Genomic DNA, 25058 nt, shown 5'->3' on the forward strand with positions numbered 1-25058 from the left:
AGTGTTGAGGTTATGAATGAGAAGTTGACCCAGTATTTGAATGGCGTTTTTGCACCGTACGATGAGGTGAAAAGCGTTACCGAATTGAAAGCAGACCTTCACTCTGATTTACAGGAGAGGTTCCGTGATCTTAAAGCTGAGGGCAAGGATGATGAAACTGCTTTTGAGATGACCATTGAGAGCATCGGCGATATTGAGCAAACGGTACAGGAGGTCGCCAACCTCTCCCGCTCTCTGGAGCGGCAGGTGGTGACGAACTTTAACGCGAGTAACCTGCCAACGAGCGACTTTGCTGGTGTTGTCGCCCATAAAGGACAATTTAAGTCCAGCGCGTTGCGAGGCTCTAATTTCACGAACGCGGACTTGACCGGCAGCTCATTTGCCAGCAGCGATGCAAGGGATGCCAAATTCGACGGCGCAAATCTGACGGACTGCAACCTATCCACCCTTGACCTAGGAAATGTGAGCTTCAATCGATCGATCCTTGTACGCACAATCTTCAGCAAGTCAGGACTGGATGGCGCAAAATTTACAGGTGTAAGACTGACCGACGTCACCTTCTCCTTGACCGACCTTAGAAAAACCATTTTCCAAAACTGTATCTTCGACGGCGTGGAGTTCAAATCTTCCGATCTGGGAGGGATGCGTTTTGACGGGCAAACTTTTATCGGCGTCAAGTTTGAAAAGACAGCACTGAACGAAGTTTCGTTTAAAAATGCGACTCTCAAGAACGTGTCTTTCCCAACGTCTTCATGGTCCAGAAAATATTACCGCATTATCAAAACCATCTGCTTTGACGGTGCGATGATGGATAAACTGACATATGCCGCCCTTAAAGGCATGGATGCCAATTTGTCAAAAGTTACAGTTATCTAAGGAGGAGATCCTATGCAAAACAAGTCAATTCATGTGAATGGCCTGCAAAAATCCTTCAAGCAGCTGCAAGTCCTTAAGGGCGTAGATTTCGAGGTGGAAAAAGGAAGCATCTTCGCCCTGCTCGGCTCCAACGGTGCGGGCAAAACAACCGTTGTCAAAATTCTCACCACACTGCTCAAGAAAGATAGCGGTACTGCCACCGTAAACGGGTTCGATGTGGAAACCAAACCCGACAATGTGCGGCAGGCGATCAGTTTGACTGGGCAATTTGCCGCCGTAGACGAGATTTTAACCGGACGAGAAAATCTGGTCATGATTGCCAAACTTCGATACCTCCAAAATCCCCGTCAGGTTGCAGACGATTTGCTTACACGTTTTGGACTGACAGATGCCGCCGACCGCAGGGTGTCCACTTATTCTGGTGGCATGCGCCGCAGGCTCGACATTGCTTTGAGCCTAGTGGGAAAACCACAGATCATCTTCCTCGACGAGCCAACCACCGGACTTGACCCCGAGGCACGTATTGAGGTTTGGAAGATTGTGAAGGAGCTCTCGGCCGGAGGTACGACGGTATTCCTGACCACGCAGTATTTAGAAGAAGCGGAGCAGCTGGCCGATCGGATTGCCATTCTGCATGAGGGAAGAATTATCGCCAGCGGCACCCTCTCGGATCTTAAAAAGCTGATTCCGACTGCAAAGGTGGAGTATGTCGAAAAACAGCCCACATTGGAAGATATATTCCTCGCCATCATCGGCAAAAAGGAGGCTAACTAAATGGAAACGGTGAAAAAACACTTTTTTAGCGATATGAGCGTCATGCTTGGACGTTCCATGCGGCATATTTTCCGCAGTATGGACACCATTATTACAGTCACCATTATGCCCATCGCATTTATGCTGCTCTTCGTTTATGTGTTTGGTGGAGCCATTCAAACCGGAACCGATAATTATGTAAATTATCTACTGCCCGGTATACTATTAATCGCTATTGCTAGCGGTATATCCTACACGTCTTACCGTCTGTTCATTGATGTGCAGCGGGGCATATTCGAACGGTTTCACTCCATGCCGATTTCACGTTCTACCTTATTATGGGGCCATGTGCTGACCTCTCTGTTATCCAACTTTTTGTCGGTTATAGTCATCATTCTCGTAGCGCTCGTTATGGGCTTTCGTTCACCGGCAGGGATACTGTCATGGCTTGGGATAGCTGGCATACTCACTCTGTTTACGTTGGCATTAACCTGGGTCGCAGCGATTGCCGGACTGTCCGCCAAATCTGTGGATGGCGCAAGCGCCTTCTCCTACCCGATTATATTCCTCCCTTTTATCAGTTCTGCGTTTGTACCCACCGAGTCGATGCCTTCGGTCGTTCGCGCCTTTGCTGAAAACCAGCCGGTAACCTCGATCGTGGAAGCGATCCGTGCATTAATGTTGGGTCAGCCGGTAGGCAATGATATTTGGGTCGCACTTGCCTGGTGTGTCGGGATCTTGGTTGTAGCATATATCTTTGCAATGAGAGTGTATAAAAAGCGGGTATAAGAAACCCTCAGCTTTCTGTTTTAACTGTCAACTGGCTTCCCACTCTATAATAATTTCACCCTGTGCAATACACCTTCCTGTGATTACAATAATGAGTTAAGTATGTTTAACTGATTACACTCTAGAACCATTTATCCTTCCAAGTTCAAACCCACCTTTTACGTTACATTTATCCTGTGCTCTCGACTTGAGTAGGTCAGTGAAACCTGTTTATTCCGTTTGTTCCTCCTTCCTTCCCGTGTTTTAATCGAAACGTTAAAAACTGCACACTCAATGTAGATTTCATCTAACCATTGAGGTGCAGTTTTTACATTACTTATTCTTCTTGAATGATTTAATTATGTTTAGCTATACTCATATGTATTTAAGAACAATGTCCCTTCCCTGTCACTGACGACACCCGAACGGTACGCCCAAGCCATTAATCATTAGAATTGTTATTCGATCCTACTTTTCAAACGTGCTTAATTGTTGAGGCTTATCCAATCTGACTTGTGAAGCAGATAATGATTATACTTATCCTTCTCAATTTGAATCTCGTTAATGAAAACAAAATGATTTTTCTGAATGACCTTATTGGAAGGTTTGTTTTCTAGGAGCGCAATCGCATTTAACTGGGCAACTTCTGTGTTTTCAAATAAATACTGTATGACTCCTTGGACAGCTTGAGACGCATAACCTTTATTCCGATGATCTTTCGAGATCGCATACATGACCTCTCTATTCGGTTCCGGAAGCTCGTCCTTGATCCCTGAACAACACCACCCAATGAATTCACCAGTCCCCTTTAGTACAATCCCTAATCTTAAAATAAGATCCTCAATATCATTGCCTTCTTGTACTCGCTGAATGAATTCATTGTTAGTTGGAATTTCGTAATTCATCAGCCAGTCTTGGCGAACTTCCTGTTGAACATTCCACCCTGGCAAAAACCCGTGAATTTCCGGCTGCCATGTGATTTCCTGCATACGCTCAAGATCGGACAAACGATACTCGCGAAGAATAATATCTTCACATTCAATGAGAATGCTATAGTTGGTGTTTTTGGATACCATGTAAATCCTCCTTTGAACTCCTCCATTAAAACACCTTATTATAAAACAAAGTTTAGCAAGAATACAAATAAATTGGAATGCATAATTTACTAATTTGATATGCATAATTATCAAATATATGATTTTATTTCCATAAGTACACATTTGCGGGTTAAATCAACCTTTTTACGTACTCTTAAGAACTGCTTTCTTTAATCCTGAGTACAATCCATTTATGTGGGTATATTGGATAATAAAGTAATGTTTTTTTATAGTGGAGGTGAAGTAAACATGGGGATTAAAACGGAAGGTAAACATAAAAACTCCAATGTCATGAATCGCTTCGTTTATGCTAACCGAAATCTATGGTCCGGGATTCTGTTCGGGATTGGTTTTGTTGCGTTTATTGATGAGACCGTTTTCCATCAACTGCTGCGTTGGCATCATTTTTATGACAAGTCGACAACAGATGTTGGTCTGATATCAGATGGTCTGTTTCACGCTTTTAGTTGGTTTGCGACGATCGGAGGGTTATTCATGTTTGCTGATCTTCGAAGACGAAACGCAATATGGCTCACGAGATGGTGGGGTGGCCTTTTTCTTGGAGCGGGAAGCTTCCAATTGTACGATGGGCTCATCCAACACAAACTAATGAGAATTCATCAGATTCGTTATGTGGAAAATGTTATTTTCTACGATTCGATATGGAACATCTTAGCCGTTTTAATGATCCTGATAGGGCTCAGTCTTATTTATCGTACAAGAAGCAGACAACCATTAAGGAAGGGTAACTCATATGAACATTAGTACTCACATTCATCACAACCATGGAACTGAGCTGGAACCTATGGCGTGGATTGTACCTCAAGTGATTCTAGCCCTACCATTTGCATTCGCGTTTGGTATGTATATCCTTGCTGCATTCCGTTCCAATCGTACCAAGCCCTGGCCCATTTACCGGACGGTTTGTTGGTCGCTTGGTGTGCTTTTTACAGTTATTGCCGTGGCTGGACCCCTGGCTAATCTTGGACATACTGATTTTGTTGCGCACATGCTCAGTCATTTACTTTTGGGTATGCTGGCACCATTGCTTCTGGTACTTGCGGCTCCGATGACTCTACTGCTGAAATCACTAAGCGTACCTGCAGCCAGATCTCTTACACGTATTCTGAGAAGCTGGCCGTCCCGGATATTGATTCACCCTATTGTTACGTCACTCCTTAATATAGGGGGACTTTGGCTGTTATACACCACGAACTTGTACTCGCTTATGCATGAAAATACCCTTCTGTTTCTTATCATTCATTTCCATATATTCGCAGCAGGTTATTTGTTCACGGTGTCCATCATTTACATTGATCCTGCACCCCACCGATTCTCTTTTTTGTACCGTTCAATGATACTCATGTTTTCTTTGGCAGGTCATGGCGTTTTATCGAAGATGATTTATGCCTCCCCTCCTATCGGCGTACCTTTGGATCAAGCCAAGCTCGGAGGCATGCTCATGTACTATGGTGGAGATGCCGTTGATATGGTGATTATCTTCATATTATGTTTGCATTGGTTTAGAGCAACTCGTCCTCGAACTGGCCTGACCATAAGCCGGAACTAATTATTTTAAAATGCTATATCATTATCTTGTCATAATAAGAGTCAACAAGAACAGCCATGCTCTATCTTCCAATCCTGGAAGAAATACAAGAGGACTCTGCCCGCAAACCAACCATGTATTGTGAAAAGCAGAAATTAAACTCATTTTCGATTCGTTTTCAGTGACATCTATTAAAGCTTAAAATGTTCTGTCTCTTTCCTATGTTATAATGAACCGAAATAATTCATGGATAATATTAGGAGGTTGTTATGTTTAGTAGTATTGGTATTCCAGGATTAATCATTCTGATCCTAGTTATTCTGTTACTTATATGGTTTGTCCGCAAATTGCTCCAATCATTACGGCAATGAGCACACATTCGTGTCATTGACTTGGGACAGAAACTTCATTCCTTAAAACAAAAAAGCCGCGAAATAAAAGTTTTAACCCATAAAAAAACCTTCAATTTAACGACTTTTAAATGGGTATAACTTTACTTTAAATACTAAAAGAAATGCTAAGCTACCTCGCACTTTGTACGGTAGATAAGGAAACAAGAACCGGGCCGGCAAAATCGGAAGCCTGGAGGTACAGTTCCGCGGAACCAAGCGGATGTTCAACCAACTCCCCGCTATAATCGGACACCTCACCAAATTGACTCAACTCTTCCCTGCCCGATGTTTCCAACTGAGTCGAATCATAATTGGAATGTTCATCCAAAGGAAATACCGATTTGTCAATATGACCACTCCTTTCGGACCTGCTCCCGTTTAAACAACAAAAAACCTGAAGTTAGCTCTTCAGGTTTTTGCATTTCTATAATTTAGACCCTGGAAATACACATCACTCTTATTGAGCAGTGTATCCTCCATCCACGATCAGGCTATTCCCTGTCATATAGGATGAATCGTCACTAGCCAGGAAGAGAACAGCCTTAGCCATTTCCTCTGCTTGTCCGAGTCGTTTCATTGGTGTTGCCGCAGACAGAGCCTGCTTGCTCTCTTCCGGAATAATCGGTGTATCGATGAAACCTGGGCAAAGTGCATTCACCCGAATATTTTGTTCAGCATATTCCAGCGCCAGCGAACGAGTCAAATTCACGACGCCACCCTTTGCTGCATTGTAGGCTGCAGAACCCGGCGAACCAACCCATCCGTACATGGAAGCCGTGTTAACGATCGTTCCTCCACCAATTTTGAGCATTTCGCGGATGGATTCACGTGCAACCAGGAATACCCCGTCCAGATCCACATTTACTGTATTACGCCATTCGGCATAGTCAAGCTCATGCGAAGGATGAACACGCCCGATCCCTGCATTGTTGAATACGATATCCACTTTACCAAAAGCCTCAATGGTTTGTTTGAAAATATCAGCAACTTCTTCTTCACTCGTGATGTTCGCTTTAATAAAAAGGGCATCCGCTTTAAGCGCTTTCAGTTCTTGCTCAAACGCCTTGCCTTTTTCTTCATTCAGGTCCACCAAAACCACTTTGGCTCCCTCTGATACGAATAAGCGTGCTGTCGCTGCGCCGATCCCGGATGCCCCTCCTGTAATAACTGCCACTTTGTCTTGAAGTTTGCTCATGATTAAATCCTCCAGTATACTATTTTGAATAGCACCTATACAAATAGTGCTATATGACGTTTACAAACCTAATTGTATGCTTAAAATCGTAACAATCCAATCATTAAGATACGAGGATGTGTCTACCACATCGACACTTCGTGGAACAATGTCTATTTATATAGGAGATTTTTTGAATGAATGATGAATTTATTGTGACATCTCAACCTCGCAATCGCACCAAGGAGCACCTTAAAATGGCGCTAATCCAACTCATTAAGAAAAAGGGCTACCATGCTGTGTCTGTCAAAGACATCGTTGACCATTCAGGTTACAATCGCAGCACATTTTACTTACATTACCAAGATAAATTTGTGATCGCCGAAGAATTGTTGACTCAGATGCTCGTAGGTCTGAGGTGCTCCGTAGGCCGGCCATATAAGCACGGTCAAAAGGTTTATACCAACAAGCTCAATTCGGAATCCTTCCAAATCGTGGACTACATTCATGAACATCGGGACTTCTTTGAATTGATCCGATATGATGATACGTTGCCTGGTCTGCATACAGGCTTCCCACAGACCATACTCAAAATCTACGAGGAACAATTTATCTTCGAGACGATCAATAACTCTCCAGTGAATATGGAGTATTTCAAGTACTATACGGCATATGGCTTCTTCGGACTACTGAACAATTGGATATTAAGCGGATTTCGCGAATCCCGTGAGGCGTTTATCCAGAACGTGATCGAACTGACCAAGACGCATATTCACTCTTTTCATTATGTGGGAGACAAGTTGGATTGATTACAGCACTCAATAGCCAAAAAAGCCGCTAATGTTAGCGACTTTGAGCGGCACTGCGGTTTTTGTCTGATACATAGGATTAGACTTAGAATTACATGAATTAAATTGTGACGACTACCTGCAAATTTCACAGGCAGTCAGTCCCTTAAATCGTAGTATTCTTCTCATCATATTCGCTTGATAACTCTTTAAGCGATTTGATTTTACCATGAGGATGCTGTTCTTGCTTTCGTGACTTCCAGGCAGCTTCCTGCCTTTTCTTCTGGCGAGCCATAAAAGATCTCCTCCTCTGGAAAATTAGAGTTATACTACTTCTTTAGAATGTCATTAATGAATGATTTTCATTCAGATTTTGGTATTCTACTCTTCAGGACCATACACCTCAAATTCCCAAATCGAATATCCGTATATGGTTGCCCGAACCGTTCCATACATTCGAACATACCGTGCTTCTACTTCGTCAAAAGTAATTGTCTCCAAGCCACCTTTGCCTGTTGTAGTGCTGTATACATCTCTCCAGTTTGCCTCATGACTTGGGTCCTCGCTTACTTGTATTCGATAACTTTTCCCATAAGCGGTCTCCCAAAAGAGTCTGACTTCATCTATCGTTTTGCTCTCTCCCAAATCCACGTATATCCAACCGGGATCCACTCCCCGCTTTGATCCAAAACGCGTTGTTAACTTACCATCGTTCACATAAGGTGCAGTATTCTCTACCCCATCATTCGATGATGCCACGGCTGGACGTTGAAGTGCCAAGTTGGTTCTTGGGAGCGGTTCCTCATTTTGAACAGGTTTAATCGTGACATCACTGTAATGTTCTTTGCTCAAAAAGTTCATTTCGTGAAGCGTAGTCGCCGGTTCGCTTGCTCCGGGCATATAGATATTTTCAAAGGTCAGGTCCGTAATATCGGCACCTTCCATACCTTTAATCTTGGCAAAACTTTCTCCAGCATCACGTACTGTAATATCCTTTACTAGGATGTCTCTGATCGGCCCTACACCGTTATTGCTTCCATCCACAGTAAAAATGGTCATCCAGGCACTATTATCTTCGTTCTTACCGCTGATATCTTCGACGTCCATGGATTCAAATCTAACGTCATTCACCGTGCCGGTACCGTATTTATGATGTATGGCGAACCCTACAGCTGCCTTGTAAACCACGCCGTTTCTAAATACGATATTGGATTGATCCTGCATGACACCCTGACCGATCTTATATCCATAGCATAATGTCCATGCGATCGTATCCTCGAATAACACATTACGAACGGGTTCAGGATTACCCGGCCAAGGTACGTTCCCGGAAGCTATATCGGTATCTTCTTTCCAAGCTTTTGTAGAAAAAGGATCATCGAGAGAGATGCCAATCGCATTCTGTACAACGACATCTTGCGATTCACAAATATCTATTCCATCGTTCTCTCCCATACCCAAACTGTTGAAGAGCTTTAGGTTTCTGAAGGTTAAATCATCGGAACGAACGGTTACTACAGCCCAGCCCGCTGATTCTCTTATGACAATACCCTCCATCACAAAATGGGATGTGTCAATCGGAACAACCAGATTATTAATCATCCCCCTGCCGTTGGAGCTTTTGTCGTCATGCAGGGTTTGCCCGTTTCCGTCAATTGTACCCCGTCCATAGATTCGAATGTTTTCGGACTGAAATGCAGTTGAGATCCACCAGGTTGCCGGTCGACCCATCGAATTCTTGAACCAGTGTTCTGTATAATCGGCGGTCCTCCCTGTAGACACAAAAGCAGCACCGGGTTCCATGTAGATCGCCGTATTGCTTTTTAAAACCAAATTGCCAATATAGTAGGTTCCTGCAGGTACATAAACAGTGCCTTGTACCCTACCCCCTTTATGGGTTCCATACTGACTAGCATCATCAATCGCCTGCTGGATCGCCGCCGTTGTTGAAGAAACTTGTGTTAAGGAAGAACTTGAAGAACCAACATGATACGGAGCGCTACCAATATTGAAGGTACCCTCACCACTTGATGCAGGAACGTCCGTTTCGAGCGGATCTGCAGCGATGACCATACGCGTCTTGCGATTATTCATCATTACGATTAAGTACTCATCAGATTGAGTCGTGAAGGTGATGGTTCTACCCTCTATCTTGTCAGCTTGAATTCCAAGTTTCTTCGGACTTATGGAGTACTCATGAACCTTGTCCGTGTTCAGGATTGTTAATTCGTAAGTGACAGGACCATCGGACATGGAAAAATGTGCATAGTCATAGTCGCTGAAGCCCTTGACCACGGGAACAGGTACTCCATTTGCTTTGAGGGTATAATTTACGGAGCTTGCATAACGATCTGAGGGCTCATAAGGAAAGATGGATGCAGGGATCATAGAAACATGCTGTTCCTCGGCCTCCAGCGCTTGAACTTGCGGAATTGCAGTTATGGACAGCAGCAAGGTAAAAACGAGCATAAATACAAAAATTCCACAAATCCATTTTTTAACCCTTGTCATGACATACGCCTCCTTTTCGCTCATTCGTTGAAAACAAATACACATTTTCTGAACCAGCATTCTCGTGCATTCCGACCTCTTTAGCAAACATGCTCTGATACTAAATCATTCGTCATGCGAACTAATCTAGGAACGTCAGACAGGCCGAACCGAACAAATGCGTAGCGGCTTTGGAAAATATGAGTGTCTTTGTCGAGGTCCTTATCCGTCCATCCTGCCTTATCCTTGAAGCTGTCCGGACCAACCTTGAGAGGTTCTCCTTTTATGTGATGATGGGGGCCGAGTAAGTTTCTGCAGCTATTGGTCAGCTGGAGCTCAATGAAGTTATCTCCGGACCGGAGAAATCTAGTAATATCCACCTCATAAGGTTCCCATAGGAAGGTGTGAACTTCTTCACCATTTATTTTTAACTGGGTGATAATCGCATCAGGTTTAGAGCCGAACTGCCATAACCAGGATGCCTGATCATCAGAACGAACGGAAACCGTCTGCGTTAGCCGAATGCTCCCTGCAAAGAAAGGCAAACCCTGGCTGACCAAATCATCTTCAATCGAGCATATTCCCGGATATTCAGTAAGCATAAATGGTCCATCCGTATACATGACTCCAAGTTCCCCGTCCACATAACCTGATTCCGATGCTACGGCAAAATCGCCGATAATATAAATGCTTTCGAGCTCCGTATCCAATGTAAGCTTATTGGCTTCGGATTCAAATTGACCAGCCCGCTCCATAGCTTCATACGTTTCAGATGAATTCCAGAAATCCATCATGAGATGAATACTATTCCGTCCATAACGAAGGCAGCCTCTAATATCTATCTTCCTGAAAGCAATGTCCCTCCACCAACCACAACTATTCGATGCTACTTCTTTATCGTTAACAACGATGCGCACTTTCTCCGGATTTTCCAAAACCAGAAACATTTCCCGTCCATCGGTGGGATCAAATGCCAGGTTAATACCAAATTCCAACTCGATATTTACGGCAGACCCGATTTTCTGCAGCTCCTCCTGAATAAAAATAAAGGGCATCATCGTTGACCATTCACCATGTTCCAGACGATATCTGCACATATCGAGCGTTAAGCTGTTCTCATCCATATCATGGATTTTCCAATCTGTATTCAAATGCTGAATGTGACAATCGGAATAATCAGCTTGCATTTTCGTTACCGTTTCAACGAGCGATTGCACTTCCTCCTGGACAAGGCGAATCATATAGGACTGACCGGGATACAGGGTCAGATTCACCTGTGTACTGCCCTCTACTATTTTTTGATTCAAAGGTTTGATGTTTCCACTCTCCAAATCAATTAAAGATAGCTTTCCCTTTTGATAAAGAGTCACCTCAGAATCCGGGTAGCATTCTTTACCGGAATTGACCAAATAATAGAGGTAAGCGTCGTCAAGTTTGAGTGTCTGAACATTAACCATATCTGTTGTTATCGGAACCCCATGTCTATCGTTAACAGAAATCGATGGCGAAACCGCACTGGAAATCATCTTCTCAAGAGTTAAACGGTTGTACGCGGGTTTCCGTGCAGCTTCTATTAAATGACTGATTTCGGCTCTCCGTTCTCCATTTATCAGGTACGGATAAGGCTCGAATGCAATCAATGTCCCGCCTTGAAGAACGAACTGCTGCAGCAGATGCACGACGTGGCTGCTTAATGTGACACTTGGCGGAATGACAACCACCCGGTAGTCGGCCTCACCTATAATGAACTGTCCACTTACTACTTTGCCATGTCGTTCTATGATTCCCTCGCTCCCGTAATCATGCTCAATAAACGATTGGCACATCCAACGTGATAGCTGTGCAAACGATTGATGGTAGAACTCAATTTTGGTTGAGTCCAGTCCCGCTTGTTCAACCCAGGCGGTCCTGATCGGATGCAGGAGCAGCACCTCCGCTTGACGTGTACCTTCAACAAGCAGCATGGATAAACGGGCAAAGTAATCATTAAAGTGATGATAGTGCTCCCACCAAGGCTGCTGGTAGAATAAGGATGGGGGATAATCCCTTTTACGCATTCCTTTTAGCGTGTACGCCTGCAAATGCTGACACATGAGATTCATCCCATGGACAAACTGCCACTCCCCGATCCGCTTCAGATCCTGAAAGTCAATATTCCATCCTGCACAACCGTAACTCTCGGTAATGGCCCGTTTTTTGCCTAGTTGCCGAACGACAGAGCTGACTTGTTTGGGAACAAGAGGCTCTTCGCTAACGGATCGGCCAAGCCAGTCACAAGCTGGTATTTGCAGATGCTCATAGAAGGAAAGTGGATCACCTACCGAGGTGGCTTGACTCATAAGTGTTTGCTCATCGACGACATGGCCGGTGGACAGCCATCCCCTCTTCCCGCACCAGGTACCAATTTGCTTGGCATAGGCTTCAGTAAACATTGTGGTGACACACAACCAATAATCATTTCTTATTTTCCGATAGTTTTCGCTTTCCCAAAACAGTGCTGGAAGAGCTGTGAGAAGTGAGTACCCGAAACGGGTTTCAAATTCATGCTCAAGCTCCAATGACCAAGGAAGATTACACCTGCCAAACTGCGGTTCATCGGTAAATATCCCTTTCAATACAGAATCGTATCTAGTACCAAATCTGGCCCAATACACTTCATAGACGGTGGTTATGAATGCGTTCACTGCAGTTTTGCTTAGCGTGTCGATATAATATGGATTCACCTCATAATATATCCTTAAGTCGGGACTTCGGCGATCCTCCGGAGCCAAAAGATGCAGTTCATCACCACATTGAATATAACCAGCTATCGTATTTTTGTTCTCTTGTTTAAAAGGACCCCACTCGTAAGCCAGCAGCTTTTGCTGATATGCATGCCCCCGAGCAGGCACCTTTCCATCGGCAAACCCACTGGGCCAGCCATTTTCGTCATACAGCCACACCTCCATTCCGAGCTCTTGGCTTTTCTCTATACAGAGCTGAATTGCATCCATCCACTTTTCACCCATGTAAGGTACCGTAAGACCACCGCGGGCATGTATAAAGAAACCTCCGATACCAGCTCTATGCATTTCTTCGATCTGTCGTATAAGTTCGGGCTGATCCAGATCATCATTCCAAGACCAAAAGGGTAATGTTCGATAACAAGCAGGAGGATTCTTCAAAAGGTTCCATACGGTCATTGTCTCTCCACCTCCACTACTCGTTTAGACATAGCTTAATCAAATCATCGATATGAGCCGTCGCCAAACATTCCACAGCGTCTGCGGCACCGTAATAAATCTTTACTTCGCCATCTTCTTCTAAAATCATGCCGCCAGGGAAAATCACGTTGTTGCGGAATCCTCCATGGGTTTCGTATGAAACCTCTGGTGCAAGTAGAGGTTCTCTAGACATACCGATGATTTTTTTCGGATTATCCAAATCAAGCAGCATTAAGCCGGCTGTATACCGTTTTTTCCAGGAGGATTCCCATCCGTTCTTGCCTCTTGCAGGATCAAGATCCACGGCATGGAAGGTGGTAAGCCATCCCTGCTTCGTCTTGATCGGTGGCGCAGCAGGACCTATCTTGTCATTGGCGAAAGGAACGTCTTCCACAGCTAGGAGCAGGTCGGAATTCCCCCAGTATTTCAGATCTGGCGATTCCGATATCCATGTATCAAACCGATCCTTTCCCCCTCGGCTGTAAACCGTAAATGGTCGCTCAAGTCGTATATAGTTACCACCAATCTTCTCGGGAAACAGCACCATGTTACGCAAGTCAGGCGTTGACAGACTGAGTATTTCAAAGTGTTCAAAATCGTCTGTAACTGCAACGCCTCCGCGTATACCATGTTGTGTATCCACGGCAAAACACATATAACAGCGACCGCCGAGCACAGTAAGCCTTGGGTCATATGCACGTATCATCTCTTGGTCATGCAGCTTAAAGCACGGCTTCGGTTGTACTTCCCAGTTGATCCCATCGTCGCTAAACGCGATTCCTAGGTCCGTGGTGTGATGGGGCTCAAGAATCTGCTGCTCTGCGCTGCCGTAGTCATTGCGAAACACCATGACATATTTCCCATTGAATTTGGTTACTCCAGCATTAAACACGAGCGCAGTCGGGTATGGAATGCGAGACGCATCCAGAATCGGGTTATCTGGATGTCGCCTAATGACGGAACTTGAGACAAGATTTCCAATCTGTAGCGAATTCATGGCATGAACCTCCCAGTTTTATCGATAGAGTGCCGTTAGCCCTTTAAAGAGCCGGCGGTCATCTGCATGAAGGATTTGTTAGCAAAGATATAAGCAATAAGAATTGGAAGAATGGAGAGGCACGCTCCAGCCATCATGAAGTGGGTCTGTGAAGCGGCGGCGACACCGTATTTTAGATTGGCCAGGCCAACAGTCAACGTCTGTAATTCGGGTTTGCTGAGCGTAAACACAAACGGGAGCAGATATTCATTCCATGCACCCCGAAAAGCAAACAACGCACAAACGCCAAGGCCTGGTGTCAGCAAAGGAATGATAATTCTCCAGAACGTTCTGCCGGGCGAGCACCCGTCGATCCGGGCAGCTTCATCCAATTCCCTGGGAATCCCCTTCATAAAACTAAGCAGAATGAAAAATGCTGAAGCATGGGCGCTAATCAAAATCAGAATGACCCCCCACAGCGAATTATGCAAATGAAGCTTAACCATGAGATCGAATTGGGGACGCAGCACTACAGCGCCGATGGCCACAAACATCGTAAATGCCTGAAGGCCTACGTACACCTTTTTACCGATAAAATCCATCCGATCTACAACGTATGCTGCCATGGAGGCCACCAACAATGTTCCGAGCGTTGAGGCACTGGCAACGAATAGGCTATTCAGCGTATACGTAGAGAAATTCGCCTGTTCCCAAGCTTCAATATAGTTTGAGAACTGCCAATCCGCTGGAAGAAATGTGGCCCCGGCGGTAAGTTCAGCATTGGTTTTAAAAGAACCGAGGAGGGTGATCACCACAGGGAACAATGTCAGGAAAGCGACGACTAACAGAAACGTCCATAGTATAGTATTCCAGGCGATTTTCATGAACGTTTCCTCCTTAATCGTTTTGACTCATTCTTTTTGAGCCATAGAAGTAAAGTATTGTAATCAAGCCGACGATTACTGCCGTAATAAAAGCTACTGCACTACCATAGCCAAACTCCTGAATTTGCGTGGCTGCTGCCGAGCCTGCCGGTGGAAAAAATAATTTATACACGTATAAGAACATGACATTGGTTTCTCCAATCGGGCCGCCATCGGTCATCACCATGATACTCTCATAGCCTTTTAGTGCATTGATAATGGCTAGCATGATAATCATCTGCATGACAGGCCCCAGCATTGGAATAGTGATATATCGGAATTGCTGAAATTTGTTGGCCCCATCTAATGCAGAGCTTTCGTAAACATCTTGAGGAATGTTTTGGAGTCCCGCCAAAAATAACAGCATGTAATTTCCAATCGCTCCCCATACCGCTACAATAATGACTGTCAGCATCGCATAATCCACGCCAAGCCAATCAATGGCATTCCGGATGAAATGATATTTCATCAAAAACTGATTGAGTATGCCGTTATAGGAATTAAAAATCGTAAAAAACACGACTGCCATTACGGCTGTACTTATGATTGTTGGCATAAAGAAAATGGCTCTAAGCAAGTTTCTGCCTTTGATATTCCAATTCAGAATAACGGCTAGTATTAAAGCAAGTGGAATGGATATCAGGAGTTTACCACCCGCATAAATGAACGTGTTCGCTACAGATTCCCAAAATTGATGATCCCTCATGGCACGCTCGAAATTGGCCAACCCAATGAATCTCTCGGTGCCATATCCTTTATAATCGTAAAACATATATCTCATAGCCCATATCATCGGGTAAATGCCTAGAACTATGGTCAGAATAAAGCTCGGCATCAGAAAGCTGTATGAAAAAGCGGCATTCTTCGCTTTATTCATATCCTCTCAACTCCTTGTATCTCTTAGCATTTAGGAAAGGATGGAATAAATCCATCCCGTGATAACATCTACTTGGCGTACTTTCCAGCAAGATCGAGAGGATTAAAATCAGCCATTGGCTCTGCCTTCACTTCCCCGTTTGCGATGGCTGCATCTAGGGCGGCATTATACCGTGTATTTAAATCGTTTATGATGTTATCCAGGTCACCACCACTAAGCATATATGTGAAGAAGGCATCGTCTGATTTTATGCCTTGAACGGGTACTGCCGGATAAACCGGCCACACACCGTCGTACTGGTTGGGCAGAAACCCGTCAATGCCTTTCACTTCAGGCTTCGCAGCAACCGCACTAACTGCAGGAACCATCGATATTCCAAACCCTTTTTCCTGGTACTGCTGAAGGATGGATTCGTCGTACATGTAGGTTAGGAATTTCCATGCCGCTTCTTTATGCTCCGACTCTGAGCTGATGGCTAGCCACTGTCCACCCAAGAAGCCCGATGCCCCATTGAACTGACCATCGATGGATGGAACGGGTGCCGCAGCCCAGTCAATCTTCGCCGGAAATTGGGATTGATAGACTCCAGCTTCAGCGGAAAAGGATAAATACATGCCGATTTTCCCTTCCGCGAACTGAGCACGCAGCGGATCTATATCAAGTGATTCGACGCCTGGCAGCATACTGCCATCGTCTTTTATTTTTTTGAAAGCCTCGATAATGGGTTTAAAACCACTAAAGTCATAACGGGCTGTCTTAAAGTCATATCCAAAGCCTCCGTATCCACTCACCTCTGCAATCACTCGTGCGGAACGCCCGAAAGCACTCGAGGGGCTCTTGAAATTTTGAGCGAACCCGTAGGTTCCGTTAGCCTTACCCACTTCAGTTAATTTCTTGGCAGTTTCGACGAGCTCATCCAATGTGGTTGGCGGTGTTTCTATACCCGCTTTGGCGAAAAGCTCTTTATTATAGATCAGGCGCATCGTTGTGCCGTAGTTCGGCAGGCTGTATCGTTTACCCTCAAAACTGTTCAGATCCTCCATGATCGGGAACTTATCCTTCATTTCGTCCGTCAGAAACTCGTCGATCGGAGCAAGAAACCCTTTTTTATAGAAAGTCTGTATGGTATTCTCCTTCACGCGAATAACATCCGGCGGCTCGGAGGTCTGGTAGGACATATCCAGCGCTTGATCGAAGTCGTCTCCCTTGATGACCAGTTCTACCTCAATATTGTCCTTGTTCGTTTGGTTGAATGTATCGACGGTCTCTTTGACAAATTCAGAATCATGACGATCGCCAGTCCAATACGTGATCTTCGTCTTGGCATTGCTGTCAGACTGCGCTCCTTCCTCCGAAGGGCTTGGGCTGCCACAAGCTGCGAGACTCCCCATAAACATCAAAAACGTCGCGGATAAGAGCAATTTCTTGCTGATCTTCATCCATGTTACCTCCTTTTTATCTACAAAACCTCGTTTCTATCTCTCAGTATAAGGGGCACTTCTCGCTTGCATAATGAGGGTAACCACACATCGAGGGCAGGTATTCAATGAAAATGCTTCCTTCAAAAAAAGCCCTGCATCCAAACAAAGCTCGGAAACAAGGCTTATCTGTATAATGATTCTTAGTCCAGCAGATCCGTATGTGTACTAACTTTTCCGGTACTGTACAACTTGAACTCGGATGGTGTCATGTTGGTATGCTTCTTAAAAATTTCGCTGAAGTAGCGTCGATGCTCGTACCCAAGCCTTTGAGCAATCTCCTGTACCTGATAATCATCGATCAGCATCTCTTTGGCTTGTTCCATCCGCTGGTGAATCACGAATTGCTGAAAGGATATGTTCAGTACTTTTTTAAAAAGATTCGAGAAATAGCCAGGACTAATATTGAACTGCTTAGCGCAAACATCTAAGGTCAAGTTGGTATGCAAATGTGTACAGATATAATCTTTTGCCTGATATATCAATCTCGTCGATTCGTCTGTGCGCTCCTGTTCAATCCATGAACAAGCTTCAAGGCATATTTCCTTCACCGCATCCCTCAACATCTGGAACGAAACAAGTCCTGAACGCTTCACTGCATTCCATTGTTCTTCCAGTCTTTTCACCCGTTCTTGAGGGAATTGCTCCGACATAACCCTACAGATCTTGGATGACAGCTCATAACTTAAATGCTCGACCTGCTGAGGTTTGGGCAGTGGATCACGCTGCAACATCTCATTGAAGATTTGCTCCAGAATCAGCTGACACTTTTCGTGATGCCCGGCGCGTAAGGCGAACAGCAGCTCTTGTTCTGTTGAAGCCGTGTAGTTCAGGAGAGTTTTCTCATTCTCCGTAGTACGCACATAATTGTTTACACCATCGGTATAGAAATGATACTCGAGTGCATTCATAGCCTGTTGATACGAGTCAGGTAATTCATCTATAGATGGAACACACCTACCAATCCCGATTGAAATGGTTGAATGCGTAAATTGGTACATATTCATTCGACATGCTTCTGAAATTTGTTCGGCCATCTTCATATCCTTGCAATGAATCAGGCAGACAAACCGATTTAATGCTTCACTAAAAACGACGCCACGGGTGAAACTGCTTATCGTTTCCTCCAGAATATTTCGGAGGCTGAAACGGATTAGTTCTACTTCTCGTGCAGGCTGCTGTTTATATTTGTCCATGAAGCGATCCAGTTCCACGATAAAGAGACTAAAATCCTTGGAATCAAGCTGAATTCCAAGTGTTTGCCATCTTAGATATGCAGTAGTCGGATTTGTGCGATGATGGATCACCAGTGACAAGTATTCCTGCTGCAAAACCGGCAAGCTCTTGATCATATTCTGCTTCAGTTCCATGACTTCTCTCTGCTCCTGCCATTCTTCTAGATAAGCCGCCTTTGCCTTTAATACAATTTGTATGACCTCGTCAATGGAAAAGGGTTTTTTAACGAAATCAAATGCACCTAAACGAATGGCCTGTCTTGTAAAAGAAAAATCCGTATACGCGCTCAGAATCACAATTTTCGTTGAGGGAGAATTTTCAAGAATTTCTTGAGTCATGGCTAGCCCATCCTTTTTAGGCATGCGGATGTCCGTGAGGACAATTTCTGGTTTCTTTTCCTTGACCAGGCGAAGCCCCTCCTCCCCATCCAGCGCCATACCAACAACCTCTATATGATGTTCGTTCCATGGCGGCTTCTTGGCAATCATATCAACCACGCTTCGAATGTCATCAATGATGCATAATTTAATCATAGGCCCATCCTTTGTCATGCTACAACCTCCCCTTCGCTAATCGGTATCCATATTTCCGTTCTTGATCCTTTGCCAGGAAGGCTGGTCAGTTCGATTCCGGCTTCTTCGCCGTAAAAGAGGTTGAGCCGATTTACAATATTATTCAAGGCATACCCTTTCTTCGAGACTGGCGGTTGTCGCATCCCCTCCGTCACTTTTTCAACATCCATGCCGATCCCATTATCCTCAAAACACAAGTGAAGCACATGGACCTGCCTGGTGATTATCAGGTCGATCCTACCTCCTGAGTTCATGTCCTTAAATCCATGCTGAATACTGTTTTCCACAATTGGCTGTAGTAATATTTTTGGTAAAAGGCAGGTTAGCAACGAATCATCCGTTACGGTAACGTTAAACTCAAACCGTCCTTCATAACATTTTTGTTGGATCAGGCAGTACTGTTTCACATGTTGAATCTCATCCTCCAGTGTGTTCCAGTCTTTGCCCCCGCTCAGTCCGATTTGAAACATTGAAGACAAGGATAAAATCATTTCATTGACCTCATCGTTTTCTCCTAATACCGATTTGCAATAGATGGTGTTTAGCGTGTTGTACAAAAAGTGCGGTTCCATCTGTGCGGTTAACGCTCGCATTTCTGCTTTTCTTTTTCCGGATTCGCTCAGTTTTACATCATCGATGAGCCGATTGATTTCATCCAGCATCCGGTTAAACTGATATCCCACCTGTGCAACTTCGTCGGTAGAACGACTTGCAAAGCGTACATTCAGACGGTTGTCTTCGACCTCCCGCATGAGCCGCTGCAATTTATATAACGGATTCAGCAGTATTGCGGTCAACTTCGTGGATAGAAGCCAAGTAAGAAGGAGAAAGAAAAGCATAATTAAAATGGTACTTCGTTTGACCCCGTTCATTTGCTCAAGCAGCTTATCCTTCTGCTGTATACCGAACAGGCTCCAATGGTTAACGACGGCCGATCTGGTGTAGTTCACCAGATAATCGGTTTCGTCAAAATGATGAAAAAAAGAATCTTGTGTATCTTCGGAAACATTATTTAATAGCAGCTTATCTTTCATAAGATTGTGGCTGGAGGACCATGCGGTTCGGATCACTTCCTCCCCTTTCAAATCAATGACAAAGTAGTCGCTGTCATCATTTGAAGAATGTTTGTTAACGGTGCCGATTAGCCCGCTTTCATTCACGTTCACCACAATAAATACGTTGGTATTCGAAACGTTATCTAGCGTTCCGTTCGTCACAAAGGACAGCGTACGACTGTTCCCGGTAAAAAACTTGTCGGTGTGCCCCTTGATCCAGACTCCCCCATAGTTCTCTTTTACGTCGTAATACATGCTGGATTCATAAAAGGATTGTGTCTGGGAACGGCGCTGCGACATTGGATAAAAGTCCCCAATCGGCGTGGCAATGAGAATGCTTTCGATCAAAGGTTCGTTGAAAGACACCTGCGAAAATACATACTGAAGCTCGGACAAATGCACATAATAATTGGAGATGTCATTACTCTGCACATCCAGCATCATATCCTTAAACGCGTAACTGAACATAAGGGAACGAACGGAATTGGAGATCCCAGACAGTTTATCGTCCAGAATCTGGGTCGTTTTGTTCACGGTCTCTTGGCTGGATTCAAATGCATTCTTTTGAAGCTCCTTGGATGCAATCCAATAGGTTGTCATGCCTACCGCTCCAATTGCAAGCGTTATCATAACCATGAATGACAAACGAACTCTTTGTTTGAAAGAGATACCGTGAAGCCATCGGCTAAGTTTTCCACGTTCCAACTGAAGTCGTCTTATCAAACTTCATCAACCTCTCCTGAAATCCAGACTTTACCCTTGAATTTAACAAACCTATTCGCGGAATATTGTACAACAGATTATCCATTTAGCAACAGGTTATTCGTTTCCGAAAATTCAATTCTTGTTAAGATGGCGTTTGGCCATTTTATTGGAAACGATGACGAGAAGCGCTGCCGTGAGTGCATTAAACAAAAAAAGTCGCTAGTTTAGCGACTTTGAATGGGTGATTCTTTTTTGAAAAATGCCAACCCTATCGGTTATTCCTCTATGGTTTTTATCACTTTTGCCGGTATACCAGCCACAATCGTGTTGTCAGGCACATCTTTTGTGACTACGGCCCCTGCGGATACAATGGAATTCTCACCGACGGTTACACCCGGCATAATGGTTGCTGCAATGCCAATCCAGGCTCTTTTTTTGATGACGATGGGAGTTGAAACGGTGGATCTCCTTTGGGATGGTGAGATTGGATGATTAATGGTGACAAGATTGACTTTGGGAGCAATCAACACATGATCTTCAATGGTTATGCCACCTCGATCCATAAACGTGCAGCCCTGGTTGATAAATACTTCTTTTCCCACTCGGATGTTTTGACCATAATCGGTGTAGAACGGTGGCAGCAGTTCAAACGTTTCATCCACTTGTTCTCCCGTTAACTGGCTAAATAAATCCCTAACTTTATTGGTGTTATGGTACCCCGTATTTAATTCTGCAATTAGCTTTTGTGCACGTTCAATAGCTTCGGCAATTTTATAAAACTCAGGGTCACTGATTGAAATGATTTCTCCTGAACGATCTCTCTCAAAGATATCTTTGCTCATTATGTTTCTCCCTTCAACTTTCCTTTATAGAGTAGTAAGTATTTTTACCGTACCACTTCGATCTAACTCTAGGTCAACATCAATTTTGATGTACTACCCGTATAAGAACTAATATCCTTTTTTTTCGAATTTATCGATGTTCTAAATCTTCATTCAAGGATTAGATAATGGTCAGGTTCCGATCTAACAAAGATCCTACCTGCTCTGCTACGACATGCGTGGGCTCGTGTAATTCACTTGTGAACCAGGCTTCTATGATTTCAACGATAGCTGCCGCAAAGAACCTAAGGAGCAATTCTTTGCTTAATCCTTGATTTATGCCTTTGGTTACATCTACTTCTCCTTCCAACTCCTCCATAACAAATTTCAGAAAATGACCCCGAAATACGGGTGCTCCTTTTTTCGTCAACAACGTTGAGAAAAACGTATAGTTCTTTTCAAAGTATTCAAACCAGATCAAATTACCCTCAGCAAATGACAATTCAGATGCTGATTCACACAACGCTCTTAGCTCATGGATATGTTCTTCTATAAGCTTATCGAGCAAATCAAATTTATCCATGTAATGATGATATATCGTTCTCCGGCCAACATTGGCTTGATCCGATATGTCTTGGATCGTTATATGATCAAAATCCTTCTCGGTCATCAGCTGGATCAAAGCCTTTTTTATTGCTTCTTGGGACCTCAAGACTCTTCTATCCTTAACATCCATTCGAATTACACCTAACTTCCCTCAAGTTTTATGACACGATTTCATCAAAATGTGCCAAATGGCACGATTCCTGGTCATTTGATTATTGTCGTAATTTTAATTGCGACCTATATTATACACAGATGTGCGATATCGCATCCATACGCAAATCATCCTTGGTATATTAACCTTGGACAATGATAAGGATTAAGGAGGCGAACTATGGATCGAGCCAGCAAGTCCCAGGAAAAGTTCCAGCAGCTATTTGGTAACGACGAAACAGGTCTGCATCTCACAGATCCTGATTTTCATGATATTTTAAGCAGATTTGTCTATGGTGAGGTGTATAATCAAGGACCCTTAGACGATAAGCAACGTGAACTAATAACCTTGGCCGTACATGTCACCAATCAGACTATGCCTCAGTTCAAGGCACATATTAGCGCAGCTCTGAACATTGGGCTTACACCGAGTGAAATAAAAGAAGCCGTTTACCAGTGCGCACCTTACATTGGGTTCCCCAAGACGTTGAATGCTATTTCAGAAATGAATGAAGTGTTCAAATCCAAAGGTATTTCATTGCCGCTTGAAAGCAAGAAAACTGTCAATGAAGAGCATCGTTTAGGTAAAGGACTTGAGGTACAGGAGGAAATTTTCGGTGATGTGATTGTAAAAATACGTGAAAGTTCACCGTCAAATCAAAGACACATACAGGACTATCTGTCCGCTTTTTGCTTCGGGGATTTCTATACGCGCAGTGGAATTGATCTGAAAACACGGGAACTGGTTACACTTTGCATAATCAGTGCATTGGGTGGTACGGAAAGTCAAGTTAGGGCACATGTACAGGGAAACAAAAATGTTGGCAATGATAAAGAGCTATTAATTGCTGCGATAACTCAATGTCTTCCTTATATGGGCTTTCCAAGAACGCTAAATGCACTAGCCTGCATTAATGAAGTTATTACCGAGAACGATTATAACTAGATAATGAAGTAAAACCATTGGAGGGAATCAAAAAATGACAAAGCACGAAGCAGTCAAAAATGGAACTATTTTTCCTATTGGAGAGAAAAACGAAGCATACGCACAATACTTTGTGGGCCAAAGTTATCTCAAAACACTGGTCGCTGATCCCAAAGTGAATGTCGGTGTTGGGAATGTGACCTTTGAACCAGGATGCCGAAATAACTGGCATATCCATCGAGATGGATTTCAACTATTATTGGTTACTGGCGGAGAAGGCTGGTATCAGGAGGAGGGGAAACCTGCCCAATTCCTAACAGCTGGCGATGTTGTTGTCACTCATGATGGTGTCAAACACTGGCATGGGGCAGCAAAAGATAGCTGGTTCGAACACATTGCCATCACGGCAGGTACGCCAGAATGGTTGGAACCTGTTTCAGATGAGATATACGAAAAAGCAAGCAAATGAGTGCAAAATACAATTGTTCAAAGGCTGCTTTTAGGTATTCGATAAATATATAATAGAGTTCTACATGAGAATGACATCAAGTTCTTAGTCCATCAACACGGGACAAGAACTTGATGTCATTTAACATTCTATTCCGTCTTCCGAACAAGTGGAATTCGGCGGTATCACCGATTGAAACCAAGCATAAAAAAATCCCGTTCTGGCGCTTGCCAAAACGGGATATCTTGAATGTTAGTTGTTTGCGTTTTCCTTGGTCACCAGCTTCAATTCAGCCGGAATGGATTTTTCCACCTGCTTACCACCCAGTACATCGAGAGCAGCTTGCACTGCCAGCTGGCCAATCAGCACCGGCTGCTGAGCAACCGTGGCGGTCAACTTGCCGTCCTGAATGGATTTGATTGCATCATCATTCCCGTCAAATCCAATGACCGGAATGTCTTTGCCGGAGCTTTGGATCGCCTCGATCGCGCCAAGTGCCATCTCGTCGTTATGAGCAAATACCGCTTGCGCATCAGGATTGCCCTGGAGCAGGTTCTCCATCACATTCAAGCCTTTGGATCGATCAAAATCGGCAGACTGTTTGGCAACCACGTTAAGTTTCTGGTCGGCCACTTCATGGAAACCTTGTCCCCGTTCTCTCGTTGCAGAAGCTCCCGGCACACCCTCAAGTTCAATCACTTTCGCGCCTTCGCCGAGCTGTTCAACGAAGTATTCCGCCGCCATTCGTCCACCCTTAACATTATCGGATGCGACCAAGGCCGCTACCTCACCTTTATCTGCAGAGCGATCCAACGTAATTACAGGGATGTCCACACTGTTCGCGGATTGTACCGCCGTGGAGATCGCTGCGGAGTCCGCAGGGTTGATCAGGAGCGCATCGACTCCCTGTTGAATCAGATCATCCACATCATTCGTCTGTTTGGCCGAGTCGTTCTGAGCATCCACCACAATAACCTGAATTCCCTGTTTTTTCGCTTCGGCAACTACCCCGTCCTTCAATGAAACGAAGAATGGATTGTTAAGTGTAGAAATCGACAGTCCGATTTTCTTCTGTCCATTGCTTCCAGCGGAGTCAGGCTTAGCCCAACCCGGTGGCTCCAAAGAGCACCCAGCCAGAACGATAATCATCAGCATGCTTACGAGCGTTAAAGTCCATTTTTTCATATTCGCTTCTC

Annotated in this window: 23 protein-coding genes; 8 read left to right on the forward strand and 15 right to left on the reverse strand. The window is 44.2% G+C overall.

Features of this window, described 5'->3' with window-relative positions:
- Positions 1–12 precede the first annotated feature (12 nt).
- From AAIH57_RS07810 to AAIH57_RS07820, 3 genes are read left to right on the forward strand one after another with little or no spacing between them, the layout of a single operon-like run.
- Positions 13–876: a pentapeptide repeat-containing protein gene (locus tag AAIH57_RS07810; RefSeq protein ID WP_430021182.1), complete on the forward strand. Its 864-nt coding sequence runs from the start codon at positions 13–15 to the stop codon at positions 874–876.
- A gap of 12 nt (positions 877–888) precedes the next feature.
- Positions 889–1650 carry an ABC transporter ATP-binding protein gene (locus tag AAIH57_RS07815; protein WP_175398946.1) on the forward strand — a complete coding sequence of 254 codons (762 nt, stop codon included), beginning with the start codon at positions 889–891 and terminating at the stop codon, positions 1648–1650.
- Positions 1651–2418, forward strand: coding sequence for an ABC transporter permease (locus tag AAIH57_RS07820; RefSeq protein WP_430021183.1), 768 nt, complete (start codon positions 1651–1653; stop codon positions 2416–2418).
- A 464-nt stretch (positions 2419–2882) separates the two neighbouring features.
- On the opposite strand, the gene AAIH57_RS07825 is transcribed toward AAIH57_RS07820, so the two are convergent.
- Entirely contained in the window at positions 2883–3473 is a 591-nt protein-coding gene (locus AAIH57_RS07825) for a GNAT family N-acetyltransferase (protein WP_175398948.1), read from the reverse strand.
- Between the two features lie 270 nt (positions 3474–3743).
- Between AAIH57_RS07825 and AAIH57_RS07830 the strand changes: the two genes are divergently transcribed.
- Positions 3744–4259 (forward strand): DUF2243 domain-containing protein, encoded by a 516-nt coding sequence (locus AAIH57_RS07830; protein ID WP_430021184.1) that lies wholly within the window; start codon positions 3744–3746, stop codon positions 4257–4259.
- Between the two features lie 40 nt (positions 4260–4299).
- Positions 4300–5064: a cytochrome c oxidase assembly protein gene (locus AAIH57_RS07835; RefSeq protein WP_430021352.1), complete on the forward strand. Its 765-nt coding sequence runs from the start codon at positions 4300–4302 to the stop codon at positions 5062–5064.
- Positions 5065–5565: 501 nt separating this feature from the next.
- Here AAIH57_RS07835 and AAIH57_RS07840 read toward each other — a convergent pair.
- Positions 5566–5706: a hypothetical protein gene (locus tag AAIH57_RS07840; RefSeq protein WP_430021185.1), complete on the reverse strand. Its 141-nt coding sequence runs from the start codon at positions 5704–5706 to the stop codon at positions 5566–5568.
- Positions 5707–5892: 186 nt separating this feature from the next.
- Positions 5893–6630 (reverse strand): SDR family NAD(P)-dependent oxidoreductase, encoded by a 738-nt coding sequence (locus AAIH57_RS07845; RefSeq protein WP_175398951.1) that lies wholly within the window; start codon positions 6628–6630, stop codon positions 5893–5895.
- Between the two features lie 176 nt (positions 6631–6806).
- On the opposite strand from AAIH57_RS07845, the gene AAIH57_RS07850 reads away from it, so the two are divergent.
- Positions 6807–7418, forward strand: coding sequence for a TetR/AcrR family transcriptional regulator (locus tag AAIH57_RS07850; protein WP_175398952.1), 612 nt, complete (start codon positions 6807–6809; stop codon positions 7416–7418).
- A gap of 145 nt (positions 7419–7563) precedes the next feature.
- On the opposite strand, the gene AAIH57_RS07855 is transcribed toward AAIH57_RS07850, so the two are convergent.
- The 11 genes from AAIH57_RS07855 to AAIH57_RS07905 all read right to left on the reverse strand — a co-directional run bounded on the left by AAIH57_RS07855 (position 7564) and on the right by AAIH57_RS07905 (position 22469).
- On the reverse strand, positions 7564–7692 hold the full coding sequence (locus tag AAIH57_RS07855; protein WP_246311109.1) for a DUF6254 family protein: 129 nt from the start codon (positions 7690–7692) through the stop codon (positions 7564–7566).
- 86 nt (positions 7693–7778) lie between these two features.
- Positions 7779–9908, reverse strand: a complete 2130-nt coding sequence (locus AAIH57_RS07860; protein WP_430021186.1) for a discoidin domain-containing protein — start codon at positions 9906–9908, stop codon at positions 7779–7781.
- Positions 9909–9988: 80 nt separating this feature from the next.
- Positions 9989–13069 (reverse strand): glycosyl hydrolase, encoded by a 3081-nt coding sequence (locus AAIH57_RS07865; protein WP_430021187.1) that lies wholly within the window; start codon positions 13067–13069, stop codon positions 9989–9991.
- 16 nt (positions 13070–13085) lie between these two features.
- Positions 13086–14087 carry a glycoside hydrolase family 130 protein gene (locus tag AAIH57_RS07870; RefSeq protein ID WP_430021188.1) on the reverse strand — a complete coding sequence of 334 codons (1002 nt, stop codon included), beginning with the start codon at positions 14085–14087 and terminating at the stop codon, positions 13086–13088.
- Between the two features lie 35 nt (positions 14088–14122).
- Positions 14123–14950 carry a carbohydrate ABC transporter permease gene (locus tag AAIH57_RS07875; protein WP_430021189.1) on the reverse strand — a complete coding sequence of 276 codons (828 nt, stop codon included), beginning with the start codon at positions 14948–14950 and terminating at the stop codon, positions 14123–14125.
- A gap of 13 nt (positions 14951–14963) precedes the next feature.
- Entirely contained in the window at positions 14964–15866 is a 903-nt protein-coding gene (locus tag AAIH57_RS07880) for a carbohydrate ABC transporter permease (protein ID WP_175398956.1), read from the reverse strand.
- 68 nt (positions 15867–15934) lie between these two features.
- Positions 15935–17305, reverse strand: a complete 1371-nt coding sequence (locus tag AAIH57_RS07885) for an ABC transporter substrate-binding protein (RefSeq protein ID WP_175398957.1) — start codon at positions 17303–17305, stop codon at positions 15935–15937.
- A 182-nt stretch (positions 17306–17487) separates the two neighbouring features.
- Complete coding sequence (locus AAIH57_RS07890; protein WP_175398958.1) at positions 17488–19131, reverse strand: response regulator transcription factor; 1644 nt, start codon at positions 19129–19131, stop codon at positions 17488–17490.
- The gene (locus AAIH57_RS07895; protein ID WP_430021190.1) at positions 19128–20930 is read right to left on the reverse strand and encodes a sensor histidine kinase; all 1803 of its coding nucleotides are present in this window, start codon (positions 20928–20930) and stop codon (positions 19128–19130) included. The genes AAIH57_RS07890 and AAIH57_RS07895 overlap by 4 nt, the downstream gene beginning before the upstream one ends.
- A 257-nt stretch (positions 20931–21187) precedes the next feature.
- On the reverse strand, positions 21188–21754 hold the full coding sequence (locus tag AAIH57_RS07900; RefSeq protein WP_175398960.1) for a sugar O-acetyltransferase: 567 nt from the start codon (positions 21752–21754) through the stop codon (positions 21188–21190).
- Positions 21755–21914: 160 nt separating this feature from the next.
- A complete protein-coding gene (locus AAIH57_RS07905) occupies positions 21915–22469 on the reverse strand; it encodes a TetR/AcrR family transcriptional regulator (RefSeq protein WP_175398961.1) in 555 nt (184 codons plus the stop codon).
- A gap of 201 nt (positions 22470–22670) precedes the next feature.
- On the opposite strand from AAIH57_RS07905, the gene AAIH57_RS07910 reads away from it, so the two are divergent.
- Positions 22671–23435: a carboxymuconolactone decarboxylase family protein gene (locus AAIH57_RS07910; protein ID WP_430021191.1), complete on the forward strand. Its 765-nt coding sequence runs from the start codon at positions 22671–22673 to the stop codon at positions 23433–23435.
- Positions 23436–23469: 34 nt separating this feature from the next.
- Positions 23470–23883 (forward strand): cupin domain-containing protein, encoded by a 414-nt coding sequence (locus AAIH57_RS07915; protein ID WP_175398963.1) that lies wholly within the window; start codon positions 23470–23472, stop codon positions 23881–23883.
- Between the two features lie 231 nt (positions 23884–24114).
- On the opposite strand, the gene rbsB is transcribed toward AAIH57_RS07915, so the two are convergent.
- Positions 24115–25047: a ribose ABC transporter substrate-binding protein RbsB gene (gene rbsB, locus AAIH57_RS07920; RefSeq protein WP_175398964.1), complete on the reverse strand. Its 933-nt coding sequence runs from the start codon at positions 25045–25047 to the stop codon at positions 24115–24117.
- Positions 25048–25058 lie beyond the last annotated feature (11 nt).

The organism is Paenibacillus sp. MABNR03, assembly GCF_050455445.1.
In the GTDB taxonomy this organism is placed as follows: Bacteria; Bacillota; Bacilli; order Paenibacillales; family Paenibacillaceae; genus Paenibacillus; species Paenibacillus xylanilyticus.

Bases quoted from the DNA above. Each gene is read 5' to 3' on its own strand.
- AAIH57_RS07910 (WP_430021191.1), top strand. From the start codon at position 22,671: ATGGATCGAGCCAGCAAGTCCCAGGAAAAGTTCCAGCAGCTATTTGGT.
- AAIH57_RS07835 (WP_430021352.1), top strand. From the start codon at position 4,300: ATGGCGTGGATTGTACCTCAAGTGATTCTAGCCCTACCATTTGCATTC.
- AAIH57_RS07810 (WP_430021182.1), top strand. From the start codon at position 13: ATGAATGAGAAGTTGACCCAGTATTTGAATGGCGTTTTTGCACCGTAC.
- AAIH57_RS07845 (WP_175398951.1), bottom strand. From the start codon at position 6,630: ATGAGCAAACTTCAAGACAAAGTGGCAGTTATTACAGGAGGGGCATCC.
- AAIH57_RS07850 (WP_175398952.1), top strand. From the start codon at position 6,807: ATGAATGATGAATTTATTGTGACATCTCAACCTCGCAATCGCACCAAG.
- AAIH57_RS07915 (WP_175398963.1), top strand. From the start codon at position 23,470: ATGACAAAGCACGAAGCAGTCAAAAATGGAACTATTTTTCCTATTGGA.
- AAIH57_RS07815 (WP_175398946.1), top strand. From the start codon at position 889: ATGCAAAACAAGTCAATTCATGTGAATGGCCTGCAAAAATCCTTCAAG.
- AAIH57_RS07900 (WP_175398960.1), bottom strand. From the start codon at position 21,754: ATGAGCAAAGATATCTTTGAGAGAGATCGTTCAGGAGAAATCATTTCA.
- AAIH57_RS07870 (WP_430021188.1), bottom strand. From the start codon at position 14,087: ATGAATTCGCTACAGATTGGAAATCTTGTCTCAAGTTCCGTCATTAGG.
- AAIH57_RS07860 (WP_430021186.1), bottom strand. From the start codon at position 9,908: ATGACAAGGGTTAAAAAATGGATTTGTGGAATTTTTGTATTTATGCTC.
- AAIH57_RS07865 (WP_430021187.1), bottom strand. From the start codon at position 13,069: ATGACCGTATGGAACCTTTTGAAGAATCCTCCTGCTTGTTATCGAACA.
- rbsB (WP_175398964.1), bottom strand. From the start codon at position 25,047: ATGAAAAAATGGACTTTAACGCTCGTAAGCATGCTGATGATTATCGTT.
- AAIH57_RS07825 (WP_175398948.1), bottom strand. From the start codon at position 3,473: ATGGTATCCAAAAACACCAACTATAGCATTCTCATTGAATGTGAAGAT.
- AAIH57_RS07890 (WP_175398958.1), bottom strand. From the start codon at position 19,131: ATGACAAAGGATGGGCCTATGATTAAATTATGCATCATTGATGACATT.
- AAIH57_RS07855 (WP_246311109.1), bottom strand. From the start codon at position 7,692: ATGGCTCGCCAGAAGAAAAGGCAGGAAGCTGCCTGGAAGTCACGAAAG.
- AAIH57_RS07880 (WP_175398956.1), bottom strand. From the start codon at position 15,866: ATGAATAAAGCGAAGAATGCCGCTTTTTCATACAGCTTTCTGATGCCG.
- AAIH57_RS07885 (WP_175398957.1), bottom strand. From the start codon at position 17,305: ATGAAGATCAGCAAGAAATTGCTCTTATCCGCGACGTTTTTGATGTTT.
- AAIH57_RS07830 (WP_430021184.1), top strand. From the start codon at position 3,744: ATGGGGATTAAAACGGAAGGTAAACATAAAAACTCCAATGTCATGAAT.
- AAIH57_RS07875 (WP_430021189.1), bottom strand. From the start codon at position 14,950: ATGAAAATCGCCTGGAATACTATACTATGGACGTTTCTGTTAGTCGTC.
- AAIH57_RS07905 (WP_175398961.1), bottom strand. From the start codon at position 22,469: ATGGATGTTAAGGATAGAAGAGTCTTGAGGTCCCAAGAAGCAATAAAA.
- AAIH57_RS07820 (WP_430021183.1), top strand. From the start codon at position 1,651: ATGGAAACGGTGAAAAAACACTTTTTTAGCGATATGAGCGTCATGCTT.